General features: G+C 67.0%; 25 protein-coding genes. 14 read left to right on the forward strand and 11 right to left on the reverse strand.

The window, feature by feature from the left end; translation table 11 throughout:
- Positions 1 to 947 (forward strand): pyridoxal phosphate-dependent aminotransferase (locus tag KDJ86_RS15545; protein ID WP_291747794.1); only part of this gene is annotated, 947 nt, incomplete at its 5' end.
- Positions 948 to 1,001: 54 nt separating this feature from the next.
- On the opposite strand, the gene KDJ86_RS15550 is transcribed toward KDJ86_RS15545, so the two are convergent.
- The 3 genes from KDJ86_RS15550 to KDJ86_RS15560 form a co-directional block, all read right to left on the reverse strand.
- On the reverse strand, positions 1,002 to 2,546 hold the full coding sequence (locus KDJ86_RS15550; RefSeq protein ID WP_291747796.1) for an MFS transporter: 1,545 nt from the start codon (positions 2,544 to 2,546) through the stop codon (positions 1,002 to 1,004).
- Positions 2,547 to 2,639: 93 nt separating this feature from the next.
- Positions 2,640 to 3,242 (reverse strand): NADPH-dependent FMN reductase, encoded by a 603-nt coding sequence (locus KDJ86_RS15555; RefSeq protein ID WP_291747799.1) that lies wholly within the window; start codon positions 3,240 to 3,242, stop codon positions 2,640 to 2,642.
- 98 nt (positions 3,243 to 3,340) lie between these two features.
- A complete protein-coding gene (locus tag KDJ86_RS15560) occupies positions 3,341 to 4,312 on the reverse strand; it encodes a LysR family transcriptional regulator (RefSeq protein WP_291747801.1) in 972 nt (323 codons plus the stop codon).
- 120 nt (positions 4,313 to 4,432) lie between these two features.
- Here KDJ86_RS15560 and KDJ86_RS15565 point away from each other — a divergent pair, with 120 nt between their 5' ends.
- Positions 4,433 to 5,068: a malonic semialdehyde reductase gene (locus tag KDJ86_RS15565; RefSeq protein WP_521085301.1), complete on the forward strand. Its 636-nt coding sequence runs from the start codon at positions 4,433 to 4,435 to the stop codon at positions 5,066 to 5,068.
- A gap of 726 nt (positions 5,069 to 5,794) precedes the next feature.
- On the opposite strand, the gene KDJ86_RS15570 is transcribed toward KDJ86_RS15565, so the two are convergent.
- A complete protein-coding gene (locus KDJ86_RS15570) occupies positions 5,795 to 6,007 on the reverse strand; it encodes a cold-shock protein (protein ID WP_291747804.1) in 213 nt (70 codons plus the stop codon).
- A 268-nt stretch (positions 6,008 to 6,275) separates the two neighbouring features.
- On the reverse strand, positions 6,276 to 6,920 hold the full coding sequence (locus KDJ86_RS15575) for a bifunctional 4-hydroxy-2-oxoglutarate aldolase/2-dehydro-3-deoxy-phosphogluconate aldolase (RefSeq protein ID WP_291747807.1): 645 nt from the start codon (positions 6,918 to 6,920) through the stop codon (positions 6,276 to 6,278).
- A 123-nt stretch (positions 6,921 to 7,043) separates the two neighbouring features.
- On the opposite strand from KDJ86_RS15575, the gene KDJ86_RS15580 reads away from it, so the two are divergent.
- The gene (locus KDJ86_RS15580) at positions 7,044 to 7,670 is read left to right on the forward strand and encodes a biotin transporter BioY (RefSeq protein WP_291747810.1); all 627 of its coding nucleotides are present in this window, start codon (positions 7,044 to 7,046) and stop codon (positions 7,668 to 7,670) included.
- Positions 7,671 to 7,749: 79 nt separating this feature from the next.
- Here KDJ86_RS15580 and ileS read toward each other — a convergent pair whose 3' ends face one another.
- Entirely contained in the window at positions 7,750 to 10,902 is a 3,153-nt protein-coding gene (gene ileS, locus KDJ86_RS15585; RefSeq protein WP_291747813.1) for an isoleucine--tRNA ligase, read from the reverse strand.
- A 204-nt stretch (positions 10,903 to 11,106) separates the two neighbouring features.
- Between ileS and KDJ86_RS15590 the strand changes: the two genes are divergently transcribed.
- Genes KDJ86_RS15590 through KDJ86_RS15600 form a run of 3 tightly spaced genes read left to right on the forward strand, consistent with a single transcriptional unit; the run spans position 11,107 to position 14,373 of the window.
- Entirely contained in the window at positions 11,107 to 11,595 is a 489-nt protein-coding gene (locus KDJ86_RS15590) for a MarR family winged helix-turn-helix transcriptional regulator (protein ID WP_291747816.1), read from the forward strand.
- Positions 11,592 to 12,782: an HlyD family secretion protein gene (locus tag KDJ86_RS15595; RefSeq protein ID WP_291747819.1), complete on the forward strand. Its 1,191-nt coding sequence runs from the start codon at positions 11,592 to 11,594 to the stop codon at positions 12,780 to 12,782. Before KDJ86_RS15590 ends, KDJ86_RS15595 begins: the two co-directional genes overlap by 4 nt.
- A 28-nt stretch (positions 12,783 to 12,810) precedes the next feature.
- Positions 12,811 to 14,373, forward strand: coding sequence for a DHA2 family efflux MFS transporter permease subunit (locus KDJ86_RS15600; protein WP_291747822.1), 1,563 nt, complete (start codon positions 12,811 to 12,813; stop codon positions 14,371 to 14,373).
- 14 nt (positions 14,374 to 14,387) lie between these two features.
- Here the strand turns inward: KDJ86_RS15600 and KDJ86_RS15605 are convergent, their stop codons facing one another.
- From KDJ86_RS15605 to KDJ86_RS15615, 3 genes are all read right to left on the reverse strand, one after another.
- Positions 14,388 to 14,867 (reverse strand): nuclear transport factor 2 family protein, encoded by a 480-nt coding sequence (locus KDJ86_RS15605; protein ID WP_291747826.1) that lies wholly within the window; start codon positions 14,865 to 14,867, stop codon positions 14,388 to 14,390.
- A 106-nt stretch (positions 14,868 to 14,973) separates the two neighbouring features.
- A complete protein-coding gene (locus KDJ86_RS15610; protein WP_291747828.1) occupies positions 14,974 to 18,060 on the reverse strand; it encodes an efflux RND transporter permease subunit in 3,087 nt (1,028 codons plus the stop codon).
- Positions 18,057 to 19,289, reverse strand: coding sequence for an efflux RND transporter periplasmic adaptor subunit (locus tag KDJ86_RS15615; protein ID WP_291747831.1), 1,233 nt, complete (start codon positions 19,287 to 19,289; stop codon positions 18,057 to 18,059). The genes KDJ86_RS15610 and KDJ86_RS15615 overlap by 4 nt, the downstream gene beginning before the upstream one ends.
- A 165-nt stretch (positions 19,290 to 19,454) precedes the next feature.
- Between KDJ86_RS15615 and KDJ86_RS15620 the strand changes: the two genes are divergently transcribed.
- Positions 19,455 to 20,054, forward strand: a complete 600-nt coding sequence (locus tag KDJ86_RS15620; RefSeq protein WP_291747834.1) for a TetR/AcrR family transcriptional regulator — start codon at positions 19,455 to 19,457, stop codon at positions 20,052 to 20,054.
- On the opposite strand, the gene clpS is transcribed toward KDJ86_RS15620, so the two are convergent.
- A complete protein-coding gene (clpS, locus tag KDJ86_RS15625; protein ID WP_521085302.1) occupies positions 20,018 to 20,323 on the reverse strand; it encodes an ATP-dependent Clp protease adapter ClpS in 306 nt (101 codons plus the stop codon). The genes KDJ86_RS15620 and clpS overlap by 37 nt on opposite strands.
- 163 nt (positions 20,324 to 20,486) lie before the next feature.
- Here clpS and KDJ86_RS15630 point away from each other — a divergent pair, with 163 nt between their 5' ends.
- The 3 genes from KDJ86_RS15630 to KDJ86_RS15640 all read left to right on the forward strand — a co-directional run bounded on the left by KDJ86_RS15630 (position 20,487) and on the right by KDJ86_RS15640 (position 22,125).
- Entirely contained in the window at positions 20,487 to 20,921 is a 435-nt protein-coding gene (locus tag KDJ86_RS15630; protein WP_291747840.1) for a curlin, read from the forward strand.
- 94 nt (positions 20,922 to 21,015) lie between these two features.
- Complete coding sequence (csgH, locus tag KDJ86_RS15635) at positions 21,016 to 21,450, forward strand: curli-like amyloid fiber formation chaperone CsgH (RefSeq protein WP_291747843.1); 435 nt, start codon at positions 21,016 to 21,018, stop codon at positions 21,448 to 21,450.
- A gap of 264 nt (positions 21,451 to 21,714) precedes the next feature.
- The gene (locus tag KDJ86_RS15640; RefSeq protein WP_291747846.1) at positions 21,715 to 22,125 is read left to right on the forward strand and encodes a curlin; all 411 of its coding nucleotides are present in this window, start codon (positions 21,715 to 21,717) and stop codon (positions 22,123 to 22,125) included.
- A 155-nt stretch (positions 22,126 to 22,280) separates the two neighbouring features.
- Here KDJ86_RS15640 and KDJ86_RS15645 read toward each other — a convergent pair whose 3' ends face one another.
- On the reverse strand, positions 22,281 to 22,745 hold the full coding sequence (locus tag KDJ86_RS15645; protein WP_291747848.1) for a nuclear transport factor 2 family protein: 465 nt from the start codon (positions 22,743 to 22,745) through the stop codon (positions 22,281 to 22,283).
- A gap of 251 nt (positions 22,746 to 22,996) precedes the next feature.
- On the opposite strand from KDJ86_RS15645, the gene KDJ86_RS15650 reads away from it, so the two are divergent.
- The 4 genes from KDJ86_RS15650 to KDJ86_RS15665 are packed head-to-tail and all read left to right on the forward strand — an operon-like array spanning position 22,997 to position 25,959.
- Positions 22,997 to 23,833: a transporter substrate-binding protein gene (locus tag KDJ86_RS15650; RefSeq protein ID WP_291747851.1), complete on the forward strand. Its 837-nt coding sequence runs from the start codon at positions 22,997 to 22,999 to the stop codon at positions 23,831 to 23,833.
- A 20-nt stretch (positions 23,834 to 23,853) separates the two neighbouring features.
- The gene (locus tag KDJ86_RS15655; RefSeq protein ID WP_291747854.1) at positions 23,854 to 24,516 is read left to right on the forward strand and encodes an amino acid ABC transporter permease; all 663 of its coding nucleotides are present in this window, start codon (positions 23,854 to 23,856) and stop codon (positions 24,514 to 24,516) included.
- A 4-nt stretch (positions 24,517 to 24,520) separates the two neighbouring features.
- Positions 24,521 to 25,183, forward strand: a complete 663-nt coding sequence (locus tag KDJ86_RS15660; RefSeq protein WP_291747856.1) for an amino acid ABC transporter permease — start codon at positions 24,521 to 24,523, stop codon at positions 25,181 to 25,183.
- Between the two features lie 8 nt (positions 25,184 to 25,191).
- Positions 25,192 to 25,959, forward strand: a complete 768-nt coding sequence (locus KDJ86_RS15665; RefSeq protein ID WP_291747858.1) for an amino acid ABC transporter ATP-binding protein — start codon at positions 25,192 to 25,194, stop codon at positions 25,957 to 25,959.
- Positions 25,960 to 26,718: the final 759 nt, after the last annotated feature.

Consider the following 26,718-nt stretch of genomic DNA (forward strand, 5'->3'; position numbering starts at 1 on the left):
GCCGCACCGGCGTCGAGGTCTCGCCCGACCGGGTGATGATCGTGCCCGGCGGCAAGGTGACGATGTTCTCGGCCATCCTGATGTTCGGCGAGCCCGGCGCCGACATCCTCTATCCCGACCCCGGCTTTCCGATCTACCGCTCGATGATCGAGTTCACCGGCGCCAATCCCATCCCGATCCCGATCCGCGAGGAGAACGGCTTCGCCTTCTCGGCCGAGGAGACCCTTGCCCTGATCACGCCGAAGACCCGGCTGATCATCCTCAATTCGCCGGCGAACCCGACCGGCGGCGTCACCCCCAGGCAAGAGATCGACAAGCTGGTCGCCGGCCTCGCCGACTGGCCCGACGTCGCCATCCTCTCCGACGAGATCTATGGCCAGATGACCTATGACGGCCTCGCCCACGTCTCGCTCCTGACCTATCCCGAGATCCGCGACCGCCTCATCCTCCTCGACGGCTGGTCGAAGACCTATGCGATGACCGGCTGGCGGATGGGCTGGTCGATCTGGCCGGACAGCCTCTACGACAAGATGCGCAAGCTCGCGGTCAACGCCTGGTCCTGCGTCAACGCCCCGTCGCAACATGCCGGGCTCGCGGCGCTGACCGGTCCGCAGGATTCGGTCGCCGAGATGGTCGCCGAATTCGACAAGCGCCGGAAGATCGTGGTCGAGGAGCTGAACAAGCTCCCCGGCGTCTCCTGCATCGTGCCGAAGGGCGCCTTCTACGCCTTCCCGAACATCACGAAGACCGGCTTCAAGGCCAAGGAGCTGGCGAAGACCATGCTCGAGGACGAGGGCGTCGCGATCATCGGCGGCCCGGATTTCGGCATCCTCGGCGAGGGCTATGTCCGCGTCTCCTATGCCAACTCGGCGGAGAACATCCAGCGCGCCATGGTCCGCATGGCCGGCTTCCTCGCCCGCCACCACAACGCGACGGCGGCGGAGTAGGCGTCGCAACGGCGACAACCGGACGGATCGCGGCATACGAAGACTTTTAGCCGGCTATTCTTCTCGATGGGCGCCGGATTGAGGCCCGTTCCGGCGGGGCGTCCCCTCTTTCGGTATCGTGATCCAGGCGGCGATCGCGGCGAGCAATGCCCACGCCGCGACGATGCCCATTCCGGACGCATAGCCTGACAGGAAAGCCGCCTCGGTCGCCGTCCTCGATGCGTCATCCGGCGCCGGCAGGATACCGAAACGTGGCGCCCCGGCTGGTGCCCTGGCGCCGTAGACCAGGCTCGCCACCGCGCCGACGATGGCGATCGCGAAGACGCCGGCCAGCCGGCTCGCCGCGTTGTTGACTCCGGAGGCGGCGCCCTGCCGTCCCTCGGGCACCGCATTCATCACCGCGGTGGTCAGCGGCGAGACGAGAATCCCGAGGCCGATCGCCAGCGCGACCATCGGCGCGAGGACCCCGAGCCAGTAATTGTCGGGCGTCAGGGCCAGCACCACGCAGGCCAGGGCGAAGAGCAACGGACCGCCCGCCAGGAAAGGGCGTGGGCCGTAGCTGTCGGCGAGGCCGCCCATCCAGCGCGACATCAGCCCGATGATCACCCCGACCGGCAGGATGGTGAGCCCCGCCTCAGCGGTCGTCAGGCCCCGTCGCGCCAGCAGGTCGAAGGGCAGCAGGAACATCGATCCGCCAAGCGCGCCGTAGAGCAGGATGGTGACGATATTGCCGCCGGTGAAGACCGGTGAACGGAAGAGCGCCGGCGGCATCACCGGATTGGCCGCCCGCCGCTCGGCAAGGACGAACAAGGCGACGAGGACGATCCCGGCGGTGACGGCTCCGGCGCCGGCGAGCCACCCGCCGTCCTCCGCGCCGATCGCGATGGTCCCGTAGGTGATCGCGCCGAAGCCTGCGACCGCGAGCGTCGCGCCCGGCCAGTCGACCGCCCCGCGCGCCGTCTCGTCACGGCTCTCCGGCACGTAGCGGCCGGTGAGCCAGATCGCGGCTACCGCGACCGGAATGTTGATCCAGAAGGCGATCCGCCAGGAGAAGGCGTCGATCAGCAGCCCGGCGATCGCCGGGCCGAGCGCCGTCGTCATTGCCGAGGCGGCCGCCCATGTCCCGATCGCCCGCCCGCGGATCGCCTTCGGGAAATTCGCCGAGATCAGCGCCAGGCTTTGCGGCACCAGCAGCGCCGCGCCGACACCCTGCACGATCCTCGCGGCGACAAGCACCCCGACGTCTTGCGCCAGCGCGCAGCCGATCGAGGCGAGGGCGAAGACGACGATCCCGGCGCTGAAGACGCGGCGCCGCCCGATCCGGTCGCCAAGTCCGCCGCCGACCAGCATCAGCGCGCCGAGCATCAGCAGGTAGCCGTTCACCACCCATTGCAGGCTGGTGATGTCAGCGCCGAGGCCGCGCTGGATCGTCGGCAGGGCGATATTGACGATGGTTCCGTCGAGGAAGGCCATCGACGAGGCGAGGATGGTCGCCGCAAGGACGTAGGGCCGCGCCGCGGGCGCGCAATAGGCGTCGCCCGCCTCGCCGGCGTGAAGCGGGGCACGGCCTTCCCGAGCGATTGGACGATGGGTCTGCACGCGGCATCCTCCCCGCAGCGTCGGACGCATAGGACGGGGACGATAGCCGATGTCAGCCCGCCGCGTCAGGGCAGAGGCGGCGAAGCGGCGGGGTCAGGCCGCCTCCGCCACCTCGTCCCTGTCGCGTGCCTCCTTGAGCGCGCCGGTCCACCAGACCAGCTGGTCGAGCATCGTATCGGCCATCTGCCGGACCGGGGCGAAGAGCGCCGGGTCGACGGGAGCCTCCTCGCCAACCATTGACATGTAGAGATCCATCGGCAGGTGGACGCCGTGGCGGATCGGCGCCATCTGCAATTCGATCGCGATCAGGCGCATATGCTCGACGGCGCGCGCGCCGCCGACCGAGCCATAGGCGACGAAGCCGGCCGCCTTGCGGTTCCATTCCCGGTAGACCCAGTCGAAGGCATTCTTCATCTCGCCACCGACGCTCCGGTTATATTCGGGCGCGACGACGACGAATCCGTCCTGCGCGCCGATTGCCTGGGTCCAGCGCGCGACCGCCTCGTCCCCGTAGGGCTCCTTGATATAGCCCGGCGCCATCGCCTTGTTGAAGAAGGGCAGCTTGTGGTCGCGCAGGTCGATGAAGGCCGGCTCGACCCCCTTGCGCTTTGCCAGTTCCCCGTAGATCCAGCGCGCCGGCTTCTCGCCGAAGCGTCCCTCGCGCGTGCTGCCGAGGATGACCGCGATATTCAGCATTCCGCTCTCCGATCCGTTCCGGGGATCCGGCGGCGGGAGGCTCCCCGGATATCCCCTGATCGGTCACTCTTTCGCAGCGGGAACCATTCGCGAAGTGCTTAAATTCCGATCGGGTCCATCGGTTTGACTGATAGGGGGGCCGACAGGGCCGCCGCCGGCAGGGCGCCGCGGCCGACGCATTCCGGCAGCCGCTGCCGGATGCGGTCGATCAGCCAGCGCCCGGCGCGCCCCGGCGGGCGGCCGCGCTCGTGGATGACGTGGATCGGGAATTCGTTCCGCGTCCGCTCCTTCAGCTCCAGCTCCTTGAGCCGGCCGGCGGCGATGTCCCAGCGCACCATGTGCCGGGGCATGTGGCACCAGCCGAATCCGGCGAGCAGGAAGTCGAGCCGGGTCGTCTGGTCGGCGAAGCGCCATGTGCGGTGGCTGATGATCCCGCCGCTCAAGCCTTCCGAAACCGGGGTCCGGTCGGTCAGCACCAGTTGCAGCGACTGCTCCAGCGCCTCGCGGTCGACCGGCCCCTCGATGGCGGCGAGCGGATGGCCGGCCGCGACGACCGGCACCGTCGGGATGCTGACCAGGAATTCCATTTCACGGTTCTCGCCCGCGATCCCGAACGGAACATAGAGGCCGAGCCGGGCCGTCCCGTCCCGCAGCCGCTGTTCGGCGCCGCCGAGACCTTCGGTGAACAGGGTGACCGGCAGATTGGGGAAGGTCTCGGCGAGATCCTTGAGGCACGCGGTCAGCACCTCGATCGGAAAGATCACGTCCACCGCGAGCGTCAGCTCCGCCTCGATGTCGTTGACGATGCTCTCGGCCCGCGCCTTCAGCGTCGCGGCCTCGCCGAGCAGCCGCCGCGCGTCAGAGAGGATCACCCGGCCCGCGTCGTTGAGCTTCGGCACCCGGCCGCGGCGATCGAAGAGCGGCGTGCCAAGGGCGTTCTCGAGTGACTGGACGGACTGGCTGATGGCCGACTGGACACGGCCGAGACTGCGCGCGGCGGCGGAGAAACTGCCGTTTTCGGCCACGGCGACCAGCACGCGAAGCTGGTCGAGGGTCAACGCATCGAGCATGAACTATCACCCCAACTGATGATATCAAACAGTATTTGGCCAATTTCACTGACAGATCAAGCGGCCCATCTTTGTCTTCGGCGGGGCCTTGGTGCCCTTCGATGACAAGAGATGGGACCGATGAACCAGATCCTGAAGACCGCGGATTTCGAATCCGCACGCCACGTGCGGGGGCCAATCGACGGACAAGCGCTGGATAGCCTCTTCCGTGAAGCCCGCACCCACAACCTATTCCTCGACGAGGCGGTGCCGCATGACCTGCTCGAGGAGGCGGTCGAGCTCGCCAAGATGGGACCGACGGCGGCCAACACGTCGCCGCTCCGCATCGTCTTCGTCGAGAGCGACGAGGCCAAGGCACGGCTTGAGCCGGCGCTCGCCGAGGGCAACCGCGACAAGACGATGTCCGCCCCGGTGACCGCCATCGTCGGCTATGACATGGCCTTCTACGACAAGCTGCCGAAGCTTTTCCCCCACACCGACGCCCGTTCGTGGTTCGTCGGCAACGACGCCTTCATCGAATCGACGGCGAAACAGAGCGGCACGCTGCAGGCCGCCTATTTCATCCTCGCGCTGAGGGCCGTCGGCCTCGATGCCGGTCCGATGGGCGGCTTCGACAACGCCAGGGTCGATGCGGAATTCTTCGCCGGAACCACTTTCCGGTCGAACTTCCTGGTCAATATCGGCTATGGCGACGACGAGAAGCTCTTCCCGCGCAGCCCGCGCCTCGACTTCGAGGAGATCGCCCGCTTCGCATGAGGCCCGCCGGGACGCCCGCGGCCGATCCCTCGGCCAGGCGCCACGCCCCGGATGACGATCACGCCACCGGAACCCGGCGCCCTGATTCGCCGCCGCGCCATCGCCAATCTCGCTCGGTCCCCGTAATCCCCGGTAATCCCACGACGGCGACTCCGCGCTATGCCGGCGAGGGAAGATGAGGCACCATCCTGTCACTGCAAAGGGCCGGTCGAGTCCGGAAGGGCAAAGCGGACGATCGAGACCGGTTCAGAGCGGACCGTGCGGAAGGGTTGGTGCAAGCCGATCTGACCGGAAATGCCCCGCGGAGCCGTTTCGAGGAGTGGGCTGCAGCGATGTGGCGCATGAATGGAAGCGGGCCGATGCTCCCGTGAACGGCGGTTCAACCGTTCGACGGGCGCCGCGGAGGCCGAAAGGCTCAAGTGGTGGTGGACGGAAAGCGTTTCGCAGCGATGTGAGCCGCGGACCGGACACTCAGCCCGGAAGGGAAGACAGCGCGCCTTTGGCAGCGCAGTCGGACCGGATGGCCTGACAGGGAGGCGTCGGTTGGGGCAACCTGAGCGACGCCTTTCTGCCGTCTGGCGTCGTCTCCCGGCGCCACCGCGCCTCAAAAGTCCCCCGGCTCCGGATTTCCTCGCCCCCAAACAACAAACGCCGCCGGAAGACCGGCGGCGCCTTGCTTGTCCTTGTCGCCCGCGGCCTGGCGGCCGCACGCTTGAAGAGGCTGGCTTAGACGAGCTCGAGCCGAACGGCCTTCGGCCCCTTGCCCATCCGGTCAGGCTCGACTTCAAAAGTCACCTGCTGGCCATCGGCGAGATGGCTGATGCCCGAAGCCTCGAGCGCGGTCACGTGGACGAAGACATCCTTCGAACCGCCTTCCGGGGTGATGAAGCCGAAGCCTTTGGACGAGTTGAAGAACTTCACGGTGCCAGTCTGGCGCATTACTGGGATCCTTTTCCCTAGGTGTCAGTCGGATGCGGCCTCCGCATCCATTCATGAACGGCAGCTTGGTATCGGGGAAAGGAATAAGCGTCTTATCACGACCCCCCGAGCTTGCTCGGGATCAGCGAGGGGTTTTTATCCTCGCGCAGTTTTCCAGTCTCCGGGGTGCAAAGTGCCCGAACATGCTTCATATGGCCGCATATCGTGACAAAGGCAAGAATTTTCGATTCTGCTCTGCACAACGTAAACGTTGGACTTGAAATGGTTTTTATGGATTCCGCCCGATCAGGGCGGCTTCCCGGGACAGCGACGTGATCCGCGTCCAGTTGCCCTGGTTAATCGCGTCGGCCGGCGCAACCCATGATCCGCCAACACAAATCACGTTTCCAAGAGCCAGGTATTCGGCGGCGTTTTTCGGCCCGACCCCACCCGTCGGACAGAACCGGATGCCGGGCAGCGGCGCCGACAGCGCCTTCAGGTAGCTCACTCCGCCGGCCGGCTCGGCGGGGAAGAATTTGAGCACCTGGAACCCCTCCTCGGCCAGCGTCATCGCCTCGCCCGCCGTCGCGACGCCGGGCAGGAAGGGAATGGGCGCCTCCTTCGCGGCGCTGACGAGCCGGGGCGACGCGCCGGGGCTCACCATGAATTTCGCCCCCGCCTCGATCGCCTGTTCGAGGTGCGCCGTATCGAGCACCGTGCCGGCGCCGACATCGCAATCCTCGACCTCGGCCGCGATCGCCCGGATACAGTCGAGCCCGGCGGCGGTTCTCAGCGTCACCTCGATCGCGGTCAGCCCTCCGGCCACCAGGGCGCGGGCAAGCGGAACCGCCACCGTGGTCGATTCGATGGTGAGAACCGGGACGACGGGCGCCGCGGTGAGAATGCTGAACAGGTTTGCTTCGCGTGCGTTCACGCCTGCCTGTGTAACCAGCCCGGACCGCCGGCGCAAAGCAGAATTGACATTCGCCGCCTTGTCGCGGCGCAACATTGTTTCTATAGCTGACGCTTCGGAATACGACGATCGGGGAACCTCGGAATGTCCATGCCATCGAACGGATCGGGCCGCGCCGCCCTCGCCGAAACCTTTCTGCCGGAGGGCATTGCCCGTGCGGTCGGCGTGATCCTCCTGGTGCTTGCCGGCACGCTGCTCATCGCCATCGCCGCCAAGATCAAGGTTCCCTTCTGGCCGGTGCCGATCACCCTGCAGACGCTGGCGGTCATGGCGATCGCCGCGGCCTACGGATCGCGGCTGGCGGTGGCCACCGTCGTCGCCTATCTCGCCGAGGGCCTCGTCGGGCTGCCGGTCTTCACCAACACGCCGCCGCTCGCCGCCGGCCCGGCCTATTTCCTCGGGCCGACGGGCGGCTTCCTGATCGGCTTCATCGTCATCGCCTTCGTCGTCGGCCTCGCCGCCGATCGCGGCTGGTCGCGCTCGATCCCGAAGCTCGCCGCGGCCATTCTGGTTGCCGACGTGATCATGATGGCGATGGGCTTCGCCTGGTTCGCCGGCTTCGCGCACCTGTCCAACGGGCAGGTCGGCCCCGGCATGGCCTTCGCCTGGCAGTGGGGCGTCCAGCCCTTCATCCTCGGCGAGCTTCTCAAGATCGCGCTCGTCGCCCTCGCGGTTCCGGCGGTCTGGGGGCTGATCGGCCGCAAGGCGTGAGCCAGAGGCCCGCTGCGCGGCGGCGGGCCTTTCGGACGGCTCGGACCGCCCGTCACCGGAATCTGGCCTGAGGGCGGCCCTACCCGGCCAGCGCCACCCCGATCGCGATCGGCTCGTCGCCGAGCTTGGCCTCCGAGACGAAGCCGGCCGGGGCTTCGGAAGCGTCGAAGGAGGTCGCCAGCGTCTCCTGCTTCACCGTCTCGAGATGGGCGGCGATCGCCTGGTTGGCGGTGTCGCCGGCCCTGACCTCGATGCGGATGCGGTCGGCGACGTTGAGCCCGGCATCCTTGCGCGCGACCTGGACGAGGCGGATGAAGTCACGGGCAAGGCCTTCCTGCTCGAGCGCCGCGTCGACCTCGGTGTCAAGCACGACGACGCCTGCGGAGGAATCGAAGCTCGTCGCGTCGAGGCCCTCGGTCGCGCGGAAACGGAGCTCGTATTCGTCGGCCTGGATCACCTGACCCGCGACCTCGACGGCGCCGCCGCCGACCGGCTTCCAGTCGCCGGCCTTGGCCGCCGCCAGCACGTCCTTCATCGCCTTGCCGAGGCGCTTGCCGAGGATGCGGGAGTTCACCGAAAGCACCTCGGAGCCGAACGCCGCGGGATCGTCGGCGAAGACCACCTCCTTGACGTTCGCCTCCTCGGCAATGACGTCGCGGAGCGGCGCGAGCGTCGCGTGCCTCGGATGCGCCACCGTCAGCCCGCGGAGCGGCAGGCGGTTCCTGAGGTTCTTCGCGGTGCGGATCGAGGCCGCCGCCGAGCAGACCGCGCGGGCGAGGTCCATCCGCTCGACCAGCGCCTCATCGACCGCGAAGGCGCTTGCATCCGGCCAGTCCTGCAGGTGGACGCTTGTCCCCTCGCAGAGCGCCCGGTGGATGGTCTCGGTGAGATAGGGCAGGAACGGCGCCATCGTCCGGGTCAGCGTCACCAGCACCGTGTAGAGCGTGTCATAGGCCGCCTGCTTGTCGGCGGTCTGCTCCGACGCCCAGAAGCGCTCGCGGCTGCGGCGGATGTACCAGTTGTTCAGCGCCTCGATGAAGCCCGGCAGCGCGGCGCAGCCGCCGGCAAGGTCGAGCTTGTCCATCGCCGCCTCGACGTTGCGGACGAGCTCGGCGGTCTTGCCGAGGATATAGCGGTCGAGGTCGGCCTCGGCCGTGGTGATCATCTTCCCCCTGATGCCGTCGATATTGGCGTAGAGGGTGAAGAAGGAATAGGCGTTCCAGATCGGCAGCAGCACCTGGCGCACCGCATCGCCGATCGCCCGCCCGTCGCGCGGCATGGCGAGGTCGCCGCCGCCGAGCAGCGGCGAGGAGATCATGTACCACCTGAGCGCGTCCGCCCCGTGGGTGTTGAACATCTCCACCGGGTCCGGATAGTTCTTCAGCCGCTTGGAGAGCTTCTGCTTGTTCTCGTCGAGCACGACGCCATGGCAGATGCAGGAGCGGAACGGCGCCCGGTCGAACAGCGCCGTCGACATCACCATCAGCGTGTAGAACCAGCCCCGCGTCTGGCCGACATATTCGACGATGAAGTCGCCGGGGAAGTGGCTGTCGAACCACTCCTTGTTCTCGAATGGGTAATGCACCTGGCAGAAGGGCATCGAGCCCGACTCGAACCAGCAGTCGAGCACGTCCTCGACCCGGCGCATCATCGACTTGCCGGTCGGGTCGTCCGGGTTTGGCCGGGTCAGGTCGTCGACATAGGGCCGGTGCAGGTCGGTCGGGCGCACGCCGAAATCCCGCTCGATCTCGTCGAGCGAGCCATAGACGTCGATCCGCGGATATTCGGGATTGTCCGATTTCCACACCGGGATCGGCGCGCCCCAGAAGCGGTTGCGGCCGATGTTCCAGTCCCGCGCATTGGCGAGCCAGTTGCCGAAGATGCCGTCCTTGACGTGCTCCGGCACCCAGGTGATCGCCTGGTTGAGCTCGACCATCCGGTCGCGGAAGGCGGTGACCTTCACGTACCAGGAGGGGATCGCCTTGTAGATCAGCGGCTGGTCGGTCCGCCAGCAATGCGGATAGTTGTGCTCGTAGGTCTCGTGCCGGACGACCGAGCCTTCGCTCTTCAGGTCGCGGATGATGTCCTTGTTGGCGTCGAAGACGTTCATGCCGGCATAGGGCGGCACGGCGCCGGTGAAGTTGCCCTCGAAGTCGACCGGGTCGACGACCGGGATGCCGGCGGCCTGCGCCACCGCCATGTCGTCCTCGCCGAAGGCCGGCGCGATATGGACGACGCCGGTGCCCTCGCCGAGCTCGATGAATTCGCCGCCGAGCACGACGAAGGCCGGATCGGTCTCCGCGAAGAAGGGGAAGAGCGGCTGGTAGCGCCGGCCGATCAGCTCGGCGCCCTTCAGGCTGCCGACCTTGACCCAGTCCTCGAGCTCCTTGGCATAGTGCGCCCGCGACGCATCGGCGAGGATCCAGTGCTCGCCCTGGTGCTCCATCAGCGCGTAATCGGCTTCGGGATGGACGGCCAGCGCGAGGTTGGACGGCAGGGTCCAGGGCGTCGTCGTCCAGGCGAGCAGCTTCGGCGTGATCGTCTCGCCCTCGCGCGGATGCAGCGTGAAGGTCACCGTCAGCGCCGGGTCCTGCCGCGAGCGATAGGAGTTGTCGAGCCGCGTCTCGAAATGCGACAGCGGCGTCTGCGCCGCCCAGGAATAGGGAACGACCCGGAAGCCCTCGTAGACCAGCCCCTTGTCCCAGAGCTGCTTGAACGCCCACATGGTCGATTCCATGTAGGTCAGGTCCATCGTCCGGTAGTCGTTCTCGAAATCGACCCAGCGCGCCGCCCGGTTGACGTAATATTCCCATTCGCCGCGGAACTGCATCACCGAGGTGCGGCAATGCTCGTTGAAGCGGGCGACGCCGTATTTAAGGATGTCCGTGCGGCCCGAGAGCTTGAGCTCGGTCTCCGAATGAAGCTCCGCCGGCAGGCCGTGGCAGTCCCAGCCGAAGCGCCGCTCGGCCTGCCTGCCGCGCATCGTCTGGTAGCGCGGCACGAGGTCCTTCACGAAGCTCGTGACGATATGGCCGTAATGCGGGAGGCCGTTGGCGAAGGGCGGGCCGTCATAGAAGACGAACTCGTCGGCTCCCTCGTCGCGGCGCCGGTCGATCGAGCGCTGGAAAATCCCGTGATCCACCCACCATTTGCCGATCGCCTCCTCGAGCTTCGGGAAGCTCGGGCTGGCGTCGGCGGGCGGATAGACGGTCGGCTTGGTCGCGTCGGTCATGATGTCTTCGAAAAACGAGGGAAATCGGCCGGATCGATACAGTCTTTGGCGGCGAAACGCCACCCCGCAGAGCGCGCATGCCACCGACCGGTGCCGGACGGGCGCCGCGGGTCCGGAACATGGGGGTTTTCCCGCCGTGCACAACCGGCATGCCGGCCATAATTGAGCTTGCACATAATAAGCTTCCTTATTATATGCTTGCCCATGGATAACATCTCGCCGGCAAAACACCTGGGCATGCTCGTCCATGACGTCTCGCGGCTAATGCGCCGTCAGCTCGACCAGAAAGCCCAGACCATCGGCCTCACCAGCGCCCAGTGGCGGGTGCTCGCCTACCTTGCGCGGTGCGAGGGCACCAACCAGGCGACGCTCGCCGAATACATGGACATGGAGCCGATCACGCTCAGCCGCCAGCTCGACCGTATGGAAGCGGCCGGGCTGACCGAACGCCGCCGCGACCCCACCGATCGCCGCGCCCATCGCCTCTATCTGACCGAGCAGGCCCGGCCGCTGATCGCCAAATTCCGCTCCCTCACCGCCGGGATCATGAATGATGCGGTCGAGGGAATCTCTGAAGAGGAGATCGAGCGGCTGTCCGACTCCCTCATGCGTATCCGCAACAACCTCACCGGCAAGGACGGTGAGCCAGCCCATCTGTTGTCAACCAACGCCCCCAGGGTCGCCGTGTCATGAGCGCAGAGCCCTCCCAGAACGACGTCATCGAGATGAAGGCGCGGGGCACGCCACCGGCCGTCCAGCCAGGCGCGCCGGCGCCGCCTCCGATGACCGCCCCGCCGCAGGCAGCCCCTTCCGCTGCCCTCGGCCGGCCAGCCGCCGACAAGCAGCCGCCGGGCCGCCGCCGCTACGTGATCATGGCCGCGGTCCCGGTGCTTCTCCTCCTCGTCGGCGGATGGCTGTGGCTGACCAGCGGCGGCAGCGTCTCGACCGATAACGCCTACATCCAGCAGGACCGGGTCACCATCACCCCCGACGTGTCGGGGCGCATCGTCGAGGCGACCGCCCGCGAGAACGACCACGTCGCGACCGGCGACCTCCTGTTCCGTATCGATCCGCAGCCCTATCGCATCGCCCTTGACGGCGCCGAGGCGGCGCTCGCCAGCGCCCGCCTCCAGGTCGAGCAGCTCCGCGCCGCCTACGAACAGTCGGTCGCCGAGCAGAAGACCGCCGAGGACGATGTCGCCTTCGCCCAGAAGAAGTTCGACCGCCAGCAGGGCCTCCTGAAGAAGGGCGTCAGCTCGCAGGCGACCTTCGACACGGCCGAGAATGATCTCCACACCGCCCAGCAGGCGCTCAGCCAGGCCAGGCAGCGCACCCAGTCGGCGCTCTCGGCGCTCGGCGGCAATGCTGACATAGCCACCGACTCCCATCCGCGGGTGCTGGCCGCCCTGGCGCTTCGCGACAAGGCGGCGCTCGACCTTGCCAATACCGAGGTCAAGGCGCCGGCGGACGGTGTCGTCGCCCAGTCGGAACGGCTCCAGGTCGGCCAGTATGTCACGGCGGCGACGCCGGTCCTCGCCGTGGTCGAGACCGGCCATAGCTGGGTCGAGGCGAATTTCAAGGAGACCGACCTCGCCGGCATGGCCGTCGGCGACAAGGCGACCATCGATGTCGACGCCCTGCCCGACAGGAGCTTCACCGGCGAGGTGCAAAGCATCGGCGCCGGCACCGGCGCCGAATTCTCGGTGCTGCCGGCCCAGAACGCCACCGGCAACTGGGTGAAGGTCGTCCAGCGGGTCCCGGTCCGCATCAGGTTCACCGACCCGATCGGCGAGGAGCCGCTCCGCATGGGCCTCAGCGCCTCGGTGGTCGTCGACCTCACGACCGGGCCGGGCGCGGCGGCCGCGGCCGAACGGCCATAGGAGCCCTCCGCCGAGGGAACCGGAAGACATGAGCGCCCAGGCACTTTCGGCGCCAGCCGTCGAGGTCAAGCATCGCGGTCTGATCACCGTCGCCATCATGGCGGCGATGATCATGCAGATCCTCGACATGACCATCGCCAATGTCGCCCTGCCGCACATGCAGACGAGCCTTGGCGCCTCCCAGGACACCATCACCTGGGTGCTGACCTCCTATATCGTCGCCGCCGCGATCGCGACGCCGATTACCGGCTGGCTCTCCGACAATTTCGGGCGCAAGCGCCTGTTCATGGCCTGCATCGTCGGTTTCGTCTTCTCCTCGGCGCTCTGCGGCACCGCCTTCGGGCTCGAGGAGATGGTCGTCTTCCGGGTCATGCAGGGGGCCTTCGGCGCGGCGCTGGCACCGCTCTCCCAGGCCGTGCTGATGGACATCAACCCGCGCGAGCGGCAGGGCCAGGCGATGGCCATGTGGGGCGCCGGCATCATGATCGCGCCGATCGTCGGCCCGACCATCGGCGCCTGGCTCACCGACCATCTCAACTGGCGCTGGGTCTTCTACATCAACGTGCCGGTCGGCATCCTCGCCTTCCTCGGCATCCTCCTCTTCATGCCGGAGACCGTGAAACGCATCCGCCGCTTCGATTTCTTCGGCTTCGCCATGCTGTCGCTCGCCGTCGGCTCGCTGCAATTCATGCTCGACCGCGGCCAGCAGCTCGACTGGTTCTCCTCCACCGAGGTGTGGATCGAGGCCGGCCTCGCCATCGCCGCGGCATGGGTCTTCGTCGTCCACACCGTGACCGCGCCGGAACCCTTCATCGAGCCGGTCCTCTTCCGCGACCGGAACTTCGCCGCCTCGCTCGCCTTCATCTTCATCATCGGCATCATCCTGCTCGCCACCATGGCGCTCCTGCCGCCGATGCTGCAGAACCTGTTCGGCTATCCGGTCGTCACCGTCGGGCTGGTGCTCGCCCCGCGCGGCATCGGCACGATGATCTCGATGCTCGTCGTCGGCCGGCTCGTCCGGCTGGTCGACCCGCGCCTGCTCGTCTTCGCCGGACTGATGCTCGCCGCAACGTCACTGTGGATGATGACCGGCTTCTCGCTCGACATGGACGAATGGCCGCTGATCACCTCGGGCGTCATCCAGGGCTTCGGCCTCGGCCTCGTCTTCATCCCGCTCTCGACGGTCGCCTTCGCCACCCTCGATCCGCGCTACCGCACCGAGGCGACCAGCCTGTTCAACCTGATGCGCAACCTCGGCTCGAGCATCGGCATCTCGATCGTCGCGACGGCGCTGGCCAGCAACGCCCAGATCGTCCATGCGACTTTGGTCGAATGGATGAACCCGTTCAATCCCAACCTGGCGGCGGCGGGAATCGATCCCCAGTCCTTCGTCACGGCGGGCGGCGTCCAGACGGCGGCGATCATGAATCTCGAGATCACCCGACAGGCGCTGATGGTCGCCTATGTCGACGATTTCAGGCTGATGCTGATCATCACGCTCTGCGCGGCACCGCTGTTGCTGCTGCTCCGCCACAAGCCGTTTCAGCCGAATGCCGCGGCCGGCCCGCCGGCGGCGGCGATGGCGGACTGACCCGCCGCCTGAACCTACTGCTCGAGCCCGGCGAAGTTGCCGTGGGCGACGACCAGCCATTCATCGCCGTCCTTGCGGAAGACGGTCATCCGCGGCGCGAAGGCCTCGACCACCGAGCCGTCGCGCGTCTCGTTGACGTTGATGTAATAGGTGGTCACGACGCTGTCGCCGGCCGCCGTCACCACCAGCTTCTCGATGTCGGGCATCGCCGCGATGATCGGCAATTCGCTGTCGGGATAGGACTTGGCGTCGTGGCGCGAGCCGTCGGCCCTGAGGATCTGGAATTCCGGCGCGAGGACCGCGGCGAGCTTGTCGGGTTCGCCGCTCATGATCGCGCCGAGGAACGCCTGGATCGCGTTCGTCGCGTCGGCCTGGAGGTCCGCCGGCTCGCTCTGTGCATCCGCCGGCACCACCGACGAGAGCCAGGCGCCGGCCGCGCCATATACCATCACCGCGAAGAGGACGATGAACGCCCGCCTGATCATGTCACGCATTGTCGGTCGATCTCCCTCAGCCGGGCGTCAGGAAGCATCTGCCCGGTTAAGGCGAGGTGTATGATCGGCGTAAACGATTGGCGAAGACATCCGCGCTCCCACCCGCTCACCCCTCCTGCGGCACCGGCGCCGGTTGCTTGGCGGCGGGCATTTCGGGCTCCGGCGTGAGCTCCTTGCGGGCGATGAAGGTGTAGAACATCGGCACCACGAACAGGGTGAACATCGTCCCGACCAGGACGCCGGTGAAGATCACCAGGCCCATCGAGTAACGCGCCGCCGCGCCCGCGCCCTGGGCGATGATCAGCGGCACCACGCCGAGCGCCATCGCCGCCGTCGTCATCAGGATCGGCCTGAGCCGGACCTTCGCCGCGGCGACGATCGCCTCCTTGCGCGCGAGACCGTGCTCGTGTCGCTGCTGGTTGGCGAACTGGACGAGCAGGATGCCGTGCTTGGTGATCAGGCCGATCAGCGTGATCAGGCCGACCTGGGTGTAGATGTTGAGCGTCCCGAGCCCGAGATTCAGCGGCACGATCGCGCCGAAGATCGACAGCGGCACCGACATCATGATGATCAGCGGGTCGCGGAAGCTCTCGAACTGGGCGGCGAGCACCAGGTAGATGACGATGATCGCCAGCGCGAAGGCGATGATGATCGTGTTCCCCTCGGTCTTTTCGAGACGCGACTGGCCGGAATAGTCGATGAAGAAGCCGGCCGGCAGTAGCGGCCGGGCGATATCCTCGATCGTCTGGAGGCCGTCGCCGGTGGTCACGCCGGGCAGCGGCAGCGCCGAGATCGTCGCCGAGTTGAGCTGGTTGAATTGCTCGATCGCCGCCGGCGAGGCATTGGTCGAGACGTTGATCACCGCCGATAGCGGCACCATGTCGCCGGTCGCGCTGCGAACATAGAACTGGCCGAGGATCTGCGGGTTGTTCCGGTACTGTTCGCTGACCTGCATGATGACGTCATAGCTGTTCGAATCGCGGTCGAACTGGGCGATCGAACCACCACCGACCAGGAGGCCGAGCGTCGTGGCGATGTCGCGGACCGGCAGGTTCAGCGCGGCGGCGCGGTCGCGATCGATGGTGATCGTCACCTGCGGCGCGTCATAGGCCATCGAATTCTGGACGATGATGAACTTGCCCGACGCCTGGGCCTCGCGCTTGATCTGTTCCGCCACCTCGTAGACCTGGCTCGGGTCGCCGATCGACTGGATGACCATCGAGATCGGCAGGCCGCCGCCCGTTCCAGGCAGCGACGGCGGCGCGAAGACGAAGGCCTGGACGCCGGCGACCCTCGACAGGCGGCCCTGGATGTCGCCCTGCAGCTGTTTCTGCGATCGCGTCCGCTCGGACCAGTCCTTGAAGGCCCAGAGCGCGATGCCGGAATTGGTGGCCCCGCCGAAGCCGACCACCTGGAAGTCGGCCTCGACCTCGGGGATGTCCTTGGTCAGCTCGCGAATCTGCTCCATGTAGGTCGCCGTGTATTTCGACGTCGCGTAGCGCGGGGCATTGACCAGCGAGAAGAGGACGCCCTGGTCCTCCTCCGGCGCGAGTTCGCTTGACGTCTTGACGAACATGAAGGCGGTGACACCCATCAGGACGACCACGATCATCAACGTCACCGGACGGTATTTGAGCGACCCGGCGACCAGCCTCTCGTAGCGACGCGAGAACCAGTCGAAGGTCCGGTCGACGATCACCGCGAAACGCCCCTGCTCGCCGCCCTTGAGCAGCCGCGCGCCCATCATCGGCGTGATGGTGAGGGCGATGAAGCCGGAAATGACCACCGCGCCGGCAAGGGTGAAGGCGAATTCCCGGAACAGCGCGCCGGTCAGGCCGCCGGTAAAGGCGAGCGGCGCGAAGACCGCCGCCAGCGTGATCGTCATCGCGACGACCGGCGCGGCGATCTCCCTCATCCCGGTGAAGGCCGCCTGCATCGGCGTCAGGCCCTCCTCGATATGGCGATGGATGTTCTCGACCACGACGATGGCGTCGTCGACCACCAGGCCGATCGCCAGCACCATGGCGAGCAGCGACAGGAGGTTGATCGAATAACCCATCATCAGGAGCAGGAAACAGACGCCGATCAGCGACAGCGGGATCGTCACGATCGGCATGACCACCGAACGGAACGAGCCGAGGAAAAGCAGGATGACGACGACGACGATGGCGACCGCCTCGGCGATCGTCTTGAAGACCTCGTCGATCGAGGCGCTGATCGTCTCGGTCGAATCGTAGACGAGCCGGATCGTCATGCCTTCGGGCAGGCTCGCCTGGATCTCCGGCAGTTCGGCGATCACCGCGGCCGCCGTATCGAGGGGATTGGCCGCCGGCGTCGGGAAGACGCCGATGAAGGTCCCCGGCAACCCGCGGAACCTGACGATCGTATCCGTGCTCTTGGCCGCAAGCTCGACCGTGGCCACGTCACCGAGCCGCACCACGTCACCCTCCGTCGACGCCAGCGGCAGCTGCGCGAATCCCTCCGGCGTCTGGAGCGTCGACTGCATGGTGATCGAGTAGGCGACATACTCGTTTTCGGTCTTCCCCGGCGCGGCAAGGAAGTTCGAGGCGTTGATCGCGTTCAGCACTTCGGCGGCGGTGATGCCGCGCGCCGCGAGCTTGATCGGATCGATCCAGATCCGCATCGAATAGTCGGCCGCGCCGAGGATCTGCGCCTCGGCGACGCCCTTGACCGTCGAAAGCCGCGGCCGGATCACCCGCTTGATGTATTCGGTCAGCTGCTCGGCCGTCATGTTCGGGTTCTGCATCGCGAGATACATCAGCGCGAACTGCCGCCCGGTGCCCTTGACGATGACCGGGTCCTCCGCTTCGCTCGGCAGCTGGCCGCGGACGCCCTGCACCTTCGACATCACCTCGGTCAGCGCGACATCCGGGTTCGATCCGAGCCGCATCTGCACGGTCACGGTGCTCGACGAGGGACGACTCTGCGAGGTGACGTAGTCGATGTTCTCGGTCGTCGCCACGGCGGCGGCGATCGGCGCGGTGATGAAGCCCTGGATGAGGTCGGCGCTGGCGCCTGGATAGACGGTGGTGATGGTGATCACCGTCTCCTCGACCTCCGGATACTGCCGGACGGTGAGGTTGAAGATGCCCTGGAAGCCGAGCAGCAGGATCAGCATCGCCACCACCGTCGACAGGACGGGGCGGCGGATGAAGAGGGCGGAAATGTTCATTCGCCGGCCGCTCCGGCCCGGTCGCCCCCCGCCTTGTCGCTGCCGCCCGCAAGGTCGGCCGCCGCGGCGGGAAGCGGGTTGACCGTATTGTCGATCGTCACGGGCGAACCGCTGAACAGCCGGTTCTGGCCGGCGGTCACCACCCGGTCGCCGGCAGACAGGCCCTCGGTGATCTCAACCATGCCCGCGGCCCGTCTGCCGGCCTTGACGAAAATCTGGTAGGCGGCGAGCGAAGGCGCCGCCGGAGCCGCCGGTTCGGCGTCCGCCGCGACGGCATCCGATGCGCCCGCTTCCGCCGGCGCCGGTTGTTCCGGCGCCTTCGCCTCGCGCACCACATAGACGAAATCGCCATAGAGGCTCGAGACCAGCGCGGTCTGCGGAATGGCGATGATGTCCTGCTCGGTCGGCAGGATCACCCGCACCTGGAGGAACTGCCCCGGATTGACCCGCCCTTCCGGGTTGGTCATGTCGGCGCGAACCGAGACCAGCCGGCTGACCGGGTCGACCTTGGGGTCGATGCCGGTGACCGATCCCTTGAAGGGCATGTCGCCGGCGGTCAGGCCGAAGGTGACCGGCTGGCCGATCCTCAGGTTGTTGAATCGCTGCTCCGGAACCGTGAAGTCGACCCGCATGGTGCTGAGGTCCTGCAGCGTCGCGATCTTCGTACCGGGCGAGATATACTGGCCTTCCTCGATCCGCGGGATACCCATCGTCCCGGCGAAGGGCGCGCGGACCTGCTTCTGGTCGACGACCGCCTGGGCGCGGGCCACCTGTGCCGCCGAAGCGGTCGCCGCCGCCCGTGCCGAATCGACGGTGACGTCGGTATTGACGCCGCGCTTCTGCAGTTCGAGCGCCCGCTCCAGCGCCTGCTGGTCGAGCGCCGCCTGCGCCTTGACCGCCGCCAGGTCGGCGCGCTCCTTGGCATCGTCGAGCTGGACCAGCACCTTGTCCTTGGCCACGCGCTCGTTGGCGGTGAAGTCGATCGTCTCGACCACGCCCGTCGTCTCGACCGTCAGGTCGACGCCCTGGGCGGCGCCGACCGTGCCGATCGCGTCGATTCCCGGCGTCCAGGTAATCGGCTCGACCGTCACCGTCGAAACCGTCACCGGCGGCGGCTTCATGCCGGCGAAGAAATCCTTGATCGCCTGGTCGCGGAAGAGGTTGAAGCCGACGATGCCGCCGGCGACGAGGACGAGCAGCACGAAGGCGATGATGAAGCGCTTGATCAAGTGTCGGTCCCCGAAATGCGGCTTCCGGCGGCCGGGTCCGTCCAGCGCCTCACCAAAGCGATACCAGCCTGCTGGTGATACCAAGCTGTCTCTTACGTTTAGCTTACTGTACCGTCTGGACGGTAATGTCAATTGCCTTTATACCGATGGCCCGCGGAGGACATCATGGCCGGCCACAGACCCAGTTCACGAAAGAAGATCCTCGCCGCCGCAGCCGATCTCGCGCGGCAGTCCGGCCCCGTCCGCTTCTCGCTCGACGCGGTGGCGCGCCATGCCGGTGTCTCGAAGGGCGGCCTCCTCTACAACTTCCCGACCAAGGCGAAGCTGATGCAGGGACTGGTCGAGGATTATCTCGGCGAGTTCGAGGAGGCGCTTGATGCCGCCTCTGGCCCCGACAAGGAGGAAAGCCTGCTCGCCGCCTATGTCCGGCTCTCGGCGAAGGAATGCGAATCGGCCCAGCCGGCGGCGGCCTGGATTTTCGCCGCCATGGCGGAAGATCCCGATTTCCTCGAGCCGATCCACGCCTTCCGTAAACGGCTGCTCGACCGGCTCCGTGCCGAGGCCTCGGACCCCACCGCGATGATGGTCGCCTTCCTCGCCGTCGAGGGGCTGCGCAACATCAAGCTCTTCGGCTCGAAGACCCTGACGCCGGAGGAGCGCGAGGACGTCCTCGCCGCGCTGTTGTCGGCCGCCGAAGACGCGAGCCGGCGGCCGGAAGCCGTCGTCGCCTATTCCTCGGGCTCGGTGGTGAAGAGCAGCGGATAGCCGGCGCTTCGTCCGGCATCGGTCGCCTCCGTCGCCTTGGTCTCGGCGATCTCGGCGGTATAGACGGCGACGACGCAGGTCCCCCTGGTATGGGCGGTGATCATCACCCGCGCCGCCTGGTCCTCGCTCATCGAGAAGACCGCCTTGAGCACCATGATCACGAACTCGCGCGGCGTGTAGTCGTCGTTGACCAGGATCACCTTGTGCAGGCGCGGTCTCTCGACCTTCACCCGGGTCTTGGTGACTGTCTTTTCGTCGGTGCCGCTCATCGGCATCTACTCCGGTGACCGCCTCAGGATACGCCGCCCGGTCGCCGCTTCAAGTCGGTGAACGGCCGATGAATGACGGGTTCAGCCAGGGTTCCCGGCCGGGCCCTTAAACCTGTGACCGTATCCAGCGCGTGGCTCACCGCACAACCAAGGAGACGGAAGCATGACCCGCAAGTTCCTCATCGGCAGCGCCCTCGTCGCGATCCTCAGCCTTGGTTCGGCGCCCGCCATGGCCGGCAAGATCAAGATCCAGCAATGGGGCTGGTCGAACAGCGCCGGCGGTAACCAGGTCGGCAAGAAGAACAGGATCGGCATCCATCAGAACGGCTCCTGGAACACCGGTATTGCCGAGCAATACGGCAAGCGGAACACCTCGGCGATCGGCCAGGACGGCTACAACAACTACGGCGACACCTTCCAGAGAGGCAAGCGCAACGCCGCCGGCATCGGCCAGTTCGGCTCGAACCACAACGCCATCATCTCCCAGGACGGCAACGGCAACATCGCCGCCGGCGTCCAGGTCGGCAACGGCTGCGACGCCAACGTGATCCAGGCCGGCCACGGCAACGTCGCCGCCTTCGTCCAGACCTGCAACTGATCCGCGGCAAGCGCGGATTCGGCCGGCCGGGAAGCGTTGCCCGCCAGTGCGCTTCCCGGCCCCGCTCGAAAAAGAGATATCAGGAGTGAGATCCATGTTCGATAGCACCAGGCGCCTCGCCGCCCGCGCCATACCGCTGATGCTCGGCGTCGGCGCGATCGGCGCCGCCCTCGGCGCGGCGAGCCCCGCCGCCTCGATCGACCAGAATACCGGCGCCTCCCGCGGTGCCCATGCCCCGGTCCGCTGCCTCATCAACGCCGGCTCGAGCGGCGGCATGCTGACCTTGCAGGGCCGCGTCTCCGCCGATCTCGACATCGCCGGCTCCTACAGCTTCGCGATCCACAATGCCGGTGGTGGCGGCAGCGCCAATATCAGCCAGGGCGGCGACTTCGCCCTCCTCGCCGGCGAGACCGCGACACTCGGCCAGGTCATGCTCGGCAACAACGGTTCGATCTACGACGCCCGCCTGACCGTCACCGTCGACGGCGAAACGCTCGAATGCGCGGAGCGCGTCGGCGGCGCAATCTGACCCTCCCTCCCTCCCCGCCCCCGCGAGAGGACGAGTCAGATCAAGGGGCCCCTTCCCCCCGGGGGGCCCCTTTTTCTCGTCCGCTTTTCTTGTCGCGCCGCCACCGCCGGGGCCCGCCCCCCACGCCAATCGCACGGAAGCGCGGCCGGGCCCTTAACCCCGGATGAATGGCGGGTTCCGATCGGGTTCAGGGCGTCTCCCCCATAGTCGCATTCATCGGCTGGGCGACCCGGCACCGCCAAGCGAACCAGGAGAATCACGATGATGGCCAGGACAACCCGCACCCTCGTCGCCGCCGTCGCCGCCGTGATGATCGGTGCGGCGTCCTTCGCCACGCCGGCCGCCGCCGGCGGCTCCGTCTCCTTCACCTACATTCCCCGCGACGCGAAACAGGCCAGGGCGCTCTCTTCGACCCTCCAGCTCTTTGCCGCCTTCGACGGCATGAAGAACGGCGGCATCAAGCAGAAGGGCAAGAACAACTCGGCCGGCCTCGCCCAGAACGGCTCGGGCAATTTCGGCCTCGTCCACCAGCAGGGCAGCGGCCACAAGGGCACGCTCACGCAGAACGGCAACAACAACGCCTACGGCCTCTTCCAGTTCGGCAAGAAGACCAGGGCGAACGTCGTTCAGAAAGGCACCGGCAAGGTCGGCACGACCGTCCAGTGGGGCTGGTAGCCCCACCACAGGTTCCCGGCGGCGCATCCCGGCGGCCGGCAGAATCGCCCTGAAGGCTTTCCGCCCCCTCGGTCTTCAGGGTGTTTGGGGTGGCGCGGACGGAAACGTCCGCGTCACTCTTCTTTCATCCGGCAATGCCGGCCTTTCCGCCGCGGTCACCTCTTGACCGGAGCGAAATTGGCGTGGGAGACGACCAGCCACATGTCGCCGTCCCTGCGGAACACGGTGAGCCGCGGCGCCTTCCTCTCCTCCGACTCGTCGGGGAGCACGCCGCCGGTCGTCAGCACGTAGCGCGCGACCAGAAGCCCGCCATCGCCGGTCACGACCAGCCCGCTCATCTCGGGCACTTCGGGGAAGCGCGGCAGCTCGCTGGCAAGGTAGCCGGCCTTGTCATAGGCCGAACCGTCGGAGCGCTGGATCTGGAACTCGGGCGCGAGGATCGCCGCGATCCGCTCCCGGTCGCCGGAGACGACCGCGTTGATCCAGGCCTCAACCGCCATCTCGCCCTCGGCCCGCATGTCTTCGGCGCGGAGCGGCCGTATCGGCATCAGCGCCATCGCGGTGAGCATCGCGACGAGCGCAAGGCGAGCGGCTACGGCAACAGGCAGGAGACGTGTCATCGGGCGCTCCGTTGTCGGCGGTCGGTCATCGCGTCACCCTAATACCATAACCGCCGGCCCGGAAGCCGGGCGCGCGCCGCCGGTCGCGACCACTCCCGAAAGCCTCCGCCCCGGCACCAGCGTCGGCCGAAGGACCGGACGGCCGCCTTGGCCGCCCGCACTTGACCTCCCGCGGCCACCCGCTCATAGTCTCGCTTCCGATATACTGAAATGATTTCCAATATATTGGAAACAAGAGAGGGAACCCTGAGATGCCGAACAAGCTGAAAATCGCCTCCCTCGCCGCCTTCGCCGCATGTGCGATGGCCTACGGAGCGCAAGCCCAGGACAAGCTCCAGGAGGTGCTCGATCGCGGCAAGCTGATCGTCGGAACCGGCAGCACCAACGCGCCATGGCATTTCCAGGATGCCGAAGGAAATCTCGTTGGCTTCGACATCGACATGGCGAAGCTGGTCGCCAAGGGGCTTTTCGACGACCCCGAAGCGATCGAGTTCGTCAACCAGTCGGGCGACGCCCGCATCCCGAACCTGGTGACCGACAAGGTCGACATCACCTGCCAGTTCATGACCGTCACCGCCGGCCGCGCCCAGCAGGTCGAGTTCACCATCCCCTATTACCGGGAAGGTGTCGGGCTCCTGCTGATGGCCGACGGCGAATTCGCGGACTATGACGCGCTCAAGGCCGCCGGTGGCGACGTCACCGTATCGGTCCTGCAGAACGTCTATGCCGAGGACATGGTCCACGCGGCGCTGCCCGAGGCGACCGTCGACCAGTATGAGAGCGTCGACCTGATGTATCAGGCACTGAATTCCGGCCGCGCCGACGCCGCCGCGACCGACCAGTCGTCGCTCGCCTGGTTCATGACCCAGTCGCCCGGACGCTACAAGGATGCCGGATACGGATGGAACCCGCAGAGCTACAGCTGCGCGGTCAAGCCCGGCGAGCAGCGCTGGCTGAACTTCGTCAACTCGGTGTTCCACGAGGCCATGACCGGCGTCGAGTTCAACACCTATGCCGCGTCGTTCAAGCAGTGGTTCGGCGTCGATCTCGACCCGCCGCAGATCGGCTTCCCGATCGAGTATAGGTAGCATTCCTCGAAGGTCGCGAAGTGGATTACAACTTCAACTTCGCCGCGGTCTGGCGCGACTTCGACCTGCTGCTCTCAGGGCTGGCCCTCGGGCTGGCCCTGGCGATGGTGTCGATCGCGATAGGCTGCGTCATCGGTCTCCTCGCGGCCTTCGGAATGATCTCGCGACGCCGGCTGTTGCGGACGGTCTCATCGGTCTACGTGACCACCATCCGCAATACGCCGATCCTGATCATCATCCTCTTCACCTTCTTCGCCTTGCCGCAGCTCGGCGTCCGCCTCGGCAAGATCGAGTCCTTCGTCCTGTCGCTCTCGGTCTATGCCGGTGCCTATCTCACCGAGGTGTTCCGCGCCGGGCTGGTGGCGCTGCCGCCCGGCCTCCGCGAGGCGGGGCTGTCGATCGGCCTGACCGAATTCCAGGCCAAGCGCTACGTCACCATTCCGGTCATGTGGCGGAACGTCCTGCCGTCGCTGTCGAACAACTTCATCTCGCTGTTCAAGGACACCTCGCTCGCCGCCGCCATCGCGGTGCCCGAGCTCACCTTCTATGCCCGCAAGATCAACGTCGAGACCTTCCGGGTGATCGAGACATGGATGGTCGCCAGCCTCATGTATGTCATAACCTGCTACGTGCTCGCCGAGATCCTGCGGCGGGTCGAGCATCGGCTGGCGATCCCGAGGTAGCCGCATGGATTTCGCCGCATTCCTCGATCAGGCCTGGGCATCCCGCAATCTCATCCTCGCCGGCCTCGGCCGGACGATCCTGATCTCGGCGATCGCCATCTTCTTCGGAACGATCCTCGGCGTCGCGATCGGCGTGCTGCTGACCTACGGCAACATCGTCGTCCGCTTCGTCATCCGCATCTATACCGACTTCCTGCGCGGCACGCCGGTCTTCGTCCTGATCCTCGCCTGCTTCTACATCCTGTCGGTCGCCGGGGTCGATCTGACGCCCTTCCAGGCCGGCACCTTCGCGCTCGCCCTGTTCTGCTCCTCCCATGTCGGCGAGATCGTCCGCGGCGCGCTGAAGGCGATTCCCGTCGGCCAGACGGAAGCCGCCCGGTCGATCGGCCTGACCTTTCCCCAGATCTTCCGCTACGTCCTGATGCCGCAGGCGATGCGGCAGATCCTTCCGACCTGGGTCAATACCGCCACCGAGATCGTCAAGGCGTCGACGCTGCTGTCGATCATCGGCGTGGTCGAGCTGCTCCTGACCATCCAGCAGATCATCTCGCGCACCTATATGACGCTCGAATTCTATTTCCTCGCCGGCATCCTCTATTTCATCGTCGACTTCGCGATCGAAAGGGCGGGGCGCTATTTCGAACGTCGCGTCGCCATCCCAGATTGAGGCCCGCCGTGACAGAACCGCTGCTCCGAATCGAAAACCTGCACAAGACCTTCGGCAAGCTCGAGGTGCTGAAGGGCATCGACATGACGATGGAGCGGGGCGACGTCACCAGCATCATCGGCTCCAGCGGCTCGGGCAAGACGACCCTGCTCAGATGCATCAACCTCCTGGAGGACTATCAGGATGGCGTCGTCGCGATCGACGGCGACCAGATCGGCTACCGGACGCAGAACGGCCGGCGGGTGCGGCGGCCGGAGCGCCAGATCGCCGCCCAGCGGGCGATGACCGGCATGGCCTTCCAGCATTTCAACCTGTTCCCGCATCTCACCGCCTCGCGCAACATCATGCTCGGTCTCGTCAAGGTCCGGAAGATGCCGGCCGCCGAGGCGAAGGAGATCGCGGCCCACTGGCTCACCCGGGTCGGCCTCGGCGATCGCGGCGACGCCTATCCGGGCCAGCTCTCGGGCGGCCAGCAGCAGCGCGTCGCCATTGCCCGCGCCGTCGCCATGGCGCCGAAGCTGATGCTCTTCGACGAGGTGACCTCCGCCCTCGACCCGGAGCTCGTCAACGAGGTCCTGAACGTCATCACCGACCTCGCCAGGGACGGCATGACCATGCTCCTCGTCACCCACGAGATGAAGTTCGCCCACGACGTTTCGAGCAAGGTCGTCTTCATGCACCAGGGGCGCATCGCCGAGGCCGGCCCGCCGGCCGAGGTGCTGCGCAACCCGAAGTCCGCCCGCCTCGCCGAGTTCCTCAAGGGCGCCAAGTTCTGATCTGTCTGGTAGCGATGGTCGTCATCCGCCCCTGACACGCAGGCCGGCTGAAGCGCCCCCTCCACCTGCCTCGCAACGCTTAGGGCGACAGCATTACGCCCCATTCCACCATGCTGCGCATGGTCCGTCCCCGACTTGATCGGACCGCCGAAGGCGGTGGAGGGGGCGTGGTAACGAGCGGGTGTGAAGCGCAACGCATGCCCCACACACCACGTCATGGCCGGGCTTGACCCCGGGGATCGTTCCCCGGCGACGTCGACAATTGGGGCATGGGGAAACGCGACCGCCGCAGGGCGGATTGGCGAAGCGTAATCCGCCACCGGCATCGTCAGCCGCACCGGCTGCGGCGGGTTACGCCTGCGGCTAACCCGCCCTACCCCGCTCGTGCGCCCGCGCGGTACCGGCCCGCCGCGGAGGCCACCCCTGTCATCCCCGGCGAGGGCGAAGCCCGAGGGAGGGGGAACCAGTAACCGACGCCGCCGCCGGACGGGGCGCGACCCTCGGCTACCGGATCCCCGCCGGGCCTGCCCCCGACCTGATCGGGGGCGGGGATGACAGTCGGCGTTTCACGCGCGCCGTCTCCCTCCATAACCCCTCACCGACGCCGCCTGGGATCGCCTCCGGCGATCAAGGCGCCCGTATCCTCTCCCCCACCGGGAGAGGAGGTCGTGTCCATGCCATTGCGCCCCGTCGCCACCGGCACCGCCAGCCGCACCGGCTGCGGCGGGTTACGCCTGCGGCTAACCCGCCCTGTCCCGC

It is taken from the genome of Bauldia sp. (assembly GCF_020442045.1).
GTDB lineage: Bacteria > Pseudomonadota > Alphaproteobacteria > Rhizobiales > Kaistiaceae > Bauldia.

Coding starts and splice junctions, on each gene's coding strand:
- KDJ86_RS15555 (WP_291747799.1), bottom strand. CDS start 3,242: ATGCTGAATATCGCGGTCATCCTCGGCAGCACGCGCGAGGGACGCTTC.
- KDJ86_RS15560 (WP_291747801.1), bottom strand. CDS start 4,312: ATGCTCGATGCGTTGACCCTCGACCAGCTTCGCGTGCTGGTCGCCGTG.
- KDJ86_RS15565 (WP_521085301.1), top strand. CDS start 4,433: ATGAACCAGATCCTGAAGACCGCGGATTTCGAATCCGCACGCCACGTG.
- KDJ86_RS15570 (WP_291747804.1), bottom strand. CDS start 6,007: ATGCGCCAGACTGGCACCGTGAAGTTCTTCAACTCGTCCAAAGGCTTC.
- KDJ86_RS15580 (WP_291747810.1), top strand. CDS start 7,044: ATGTCCATGCCATCGAACGGATCGGGCCGCGCCGCCCTCGCCGAAACC.
- ileS (WP_291747813.1), bottom strand. CDS start 10,902: ATGACCGACGCGACCAAGCCGACCGTCTATCCGCCCGCCGACGCCAGC.
- KDJ86_RS15590 (WP_291747816.1), top strand. CDS start 11,107: ATGGATAACATCTCGCCGGCAAAACACCTGGGCATGCTCGTCCATGAC.
- KDJ86_RS15595 (WP_291747819.1), top strand. CDS start 11,592: ATGAGCGCAGAGCCCTCCCAGAACGACGTCATCGAGATGAAGGCGCGG.
- KDJ86_RS15600 (WP_291747822.1), top strand. CDS start 12,811: ATGAGCGCCCAGGCACTTTCGGCGCCAGCCGTCGAGGTCAAGCATCGC.
- KDJ86_RS15605 (WP_291747826.1), bottom strand. CDS start 14,867: ATGCGTGACATGATCAGGCGGGCGTTCATCGTCCTCTTCGCGGTGATG.
- KDJ86_RS15610 (WP_291747828.1), bottom strand. CDS start 18,060: ATGAACATTTCCGCCCTCTTCATCCGCCGCCCCGTCCTGTCGACGGTG.
- KDJ86_RS15620 (WP_291747834.1), top strand. CDS start 19,455: ATGGCCGGCCACAGACCCAGTTCACGAAAGAAGATCCTCGCCGCCGCA.
- clpS (WP_521085302.1), bottom strand. CDS start 20,323: ATGAGCGGCACCGACGAAAAGACAGTCACCAAGACCCGGGTGAAGGTC.
- KDJ86_RS15630 (WP_291747840.1), top strand. CDS start 20,487: ATGACCCGCAAGTTCCTCATCGGCAGCGCCCTCGTCGCGATCCTCAGC.
- csgH (WP_291747843.1), top strand. CDS start 21,016: ATGTTCGATAGCACCAGGCGCCTCGCCGCCCGCGCCATACCGCTGATG.
- KDJ86_RS15640 (WP_291747846.1), top strand. CDS start 21,715: ATGGCCAGGACAACCCGCACCCTCGTCGCCGCCGTCGCCGCCGTGATG.
- KDJ86_RS15645 (WP_291747848.1), bottom strand. CDS start 22,745: ATGACACGTCTCCTGCCTGTTGCCGTAGCCGCTCGCCTTGCGCTCGTC.
- KDJ86_RS15650 (WP_291747851.1), top strand. CDS start 22,997: ATGCCGAACAAGCTGAAAATCGCCTCCCTCGCCGCCTTCGCCGCATGT.
- KDJ86_RS15660 (WP_291747856.1), top strand. CDS start 24,521: ATGGATTTCGCCGCATTCCTCGATCAGGCCTGGGCATCCCGCAATCTC.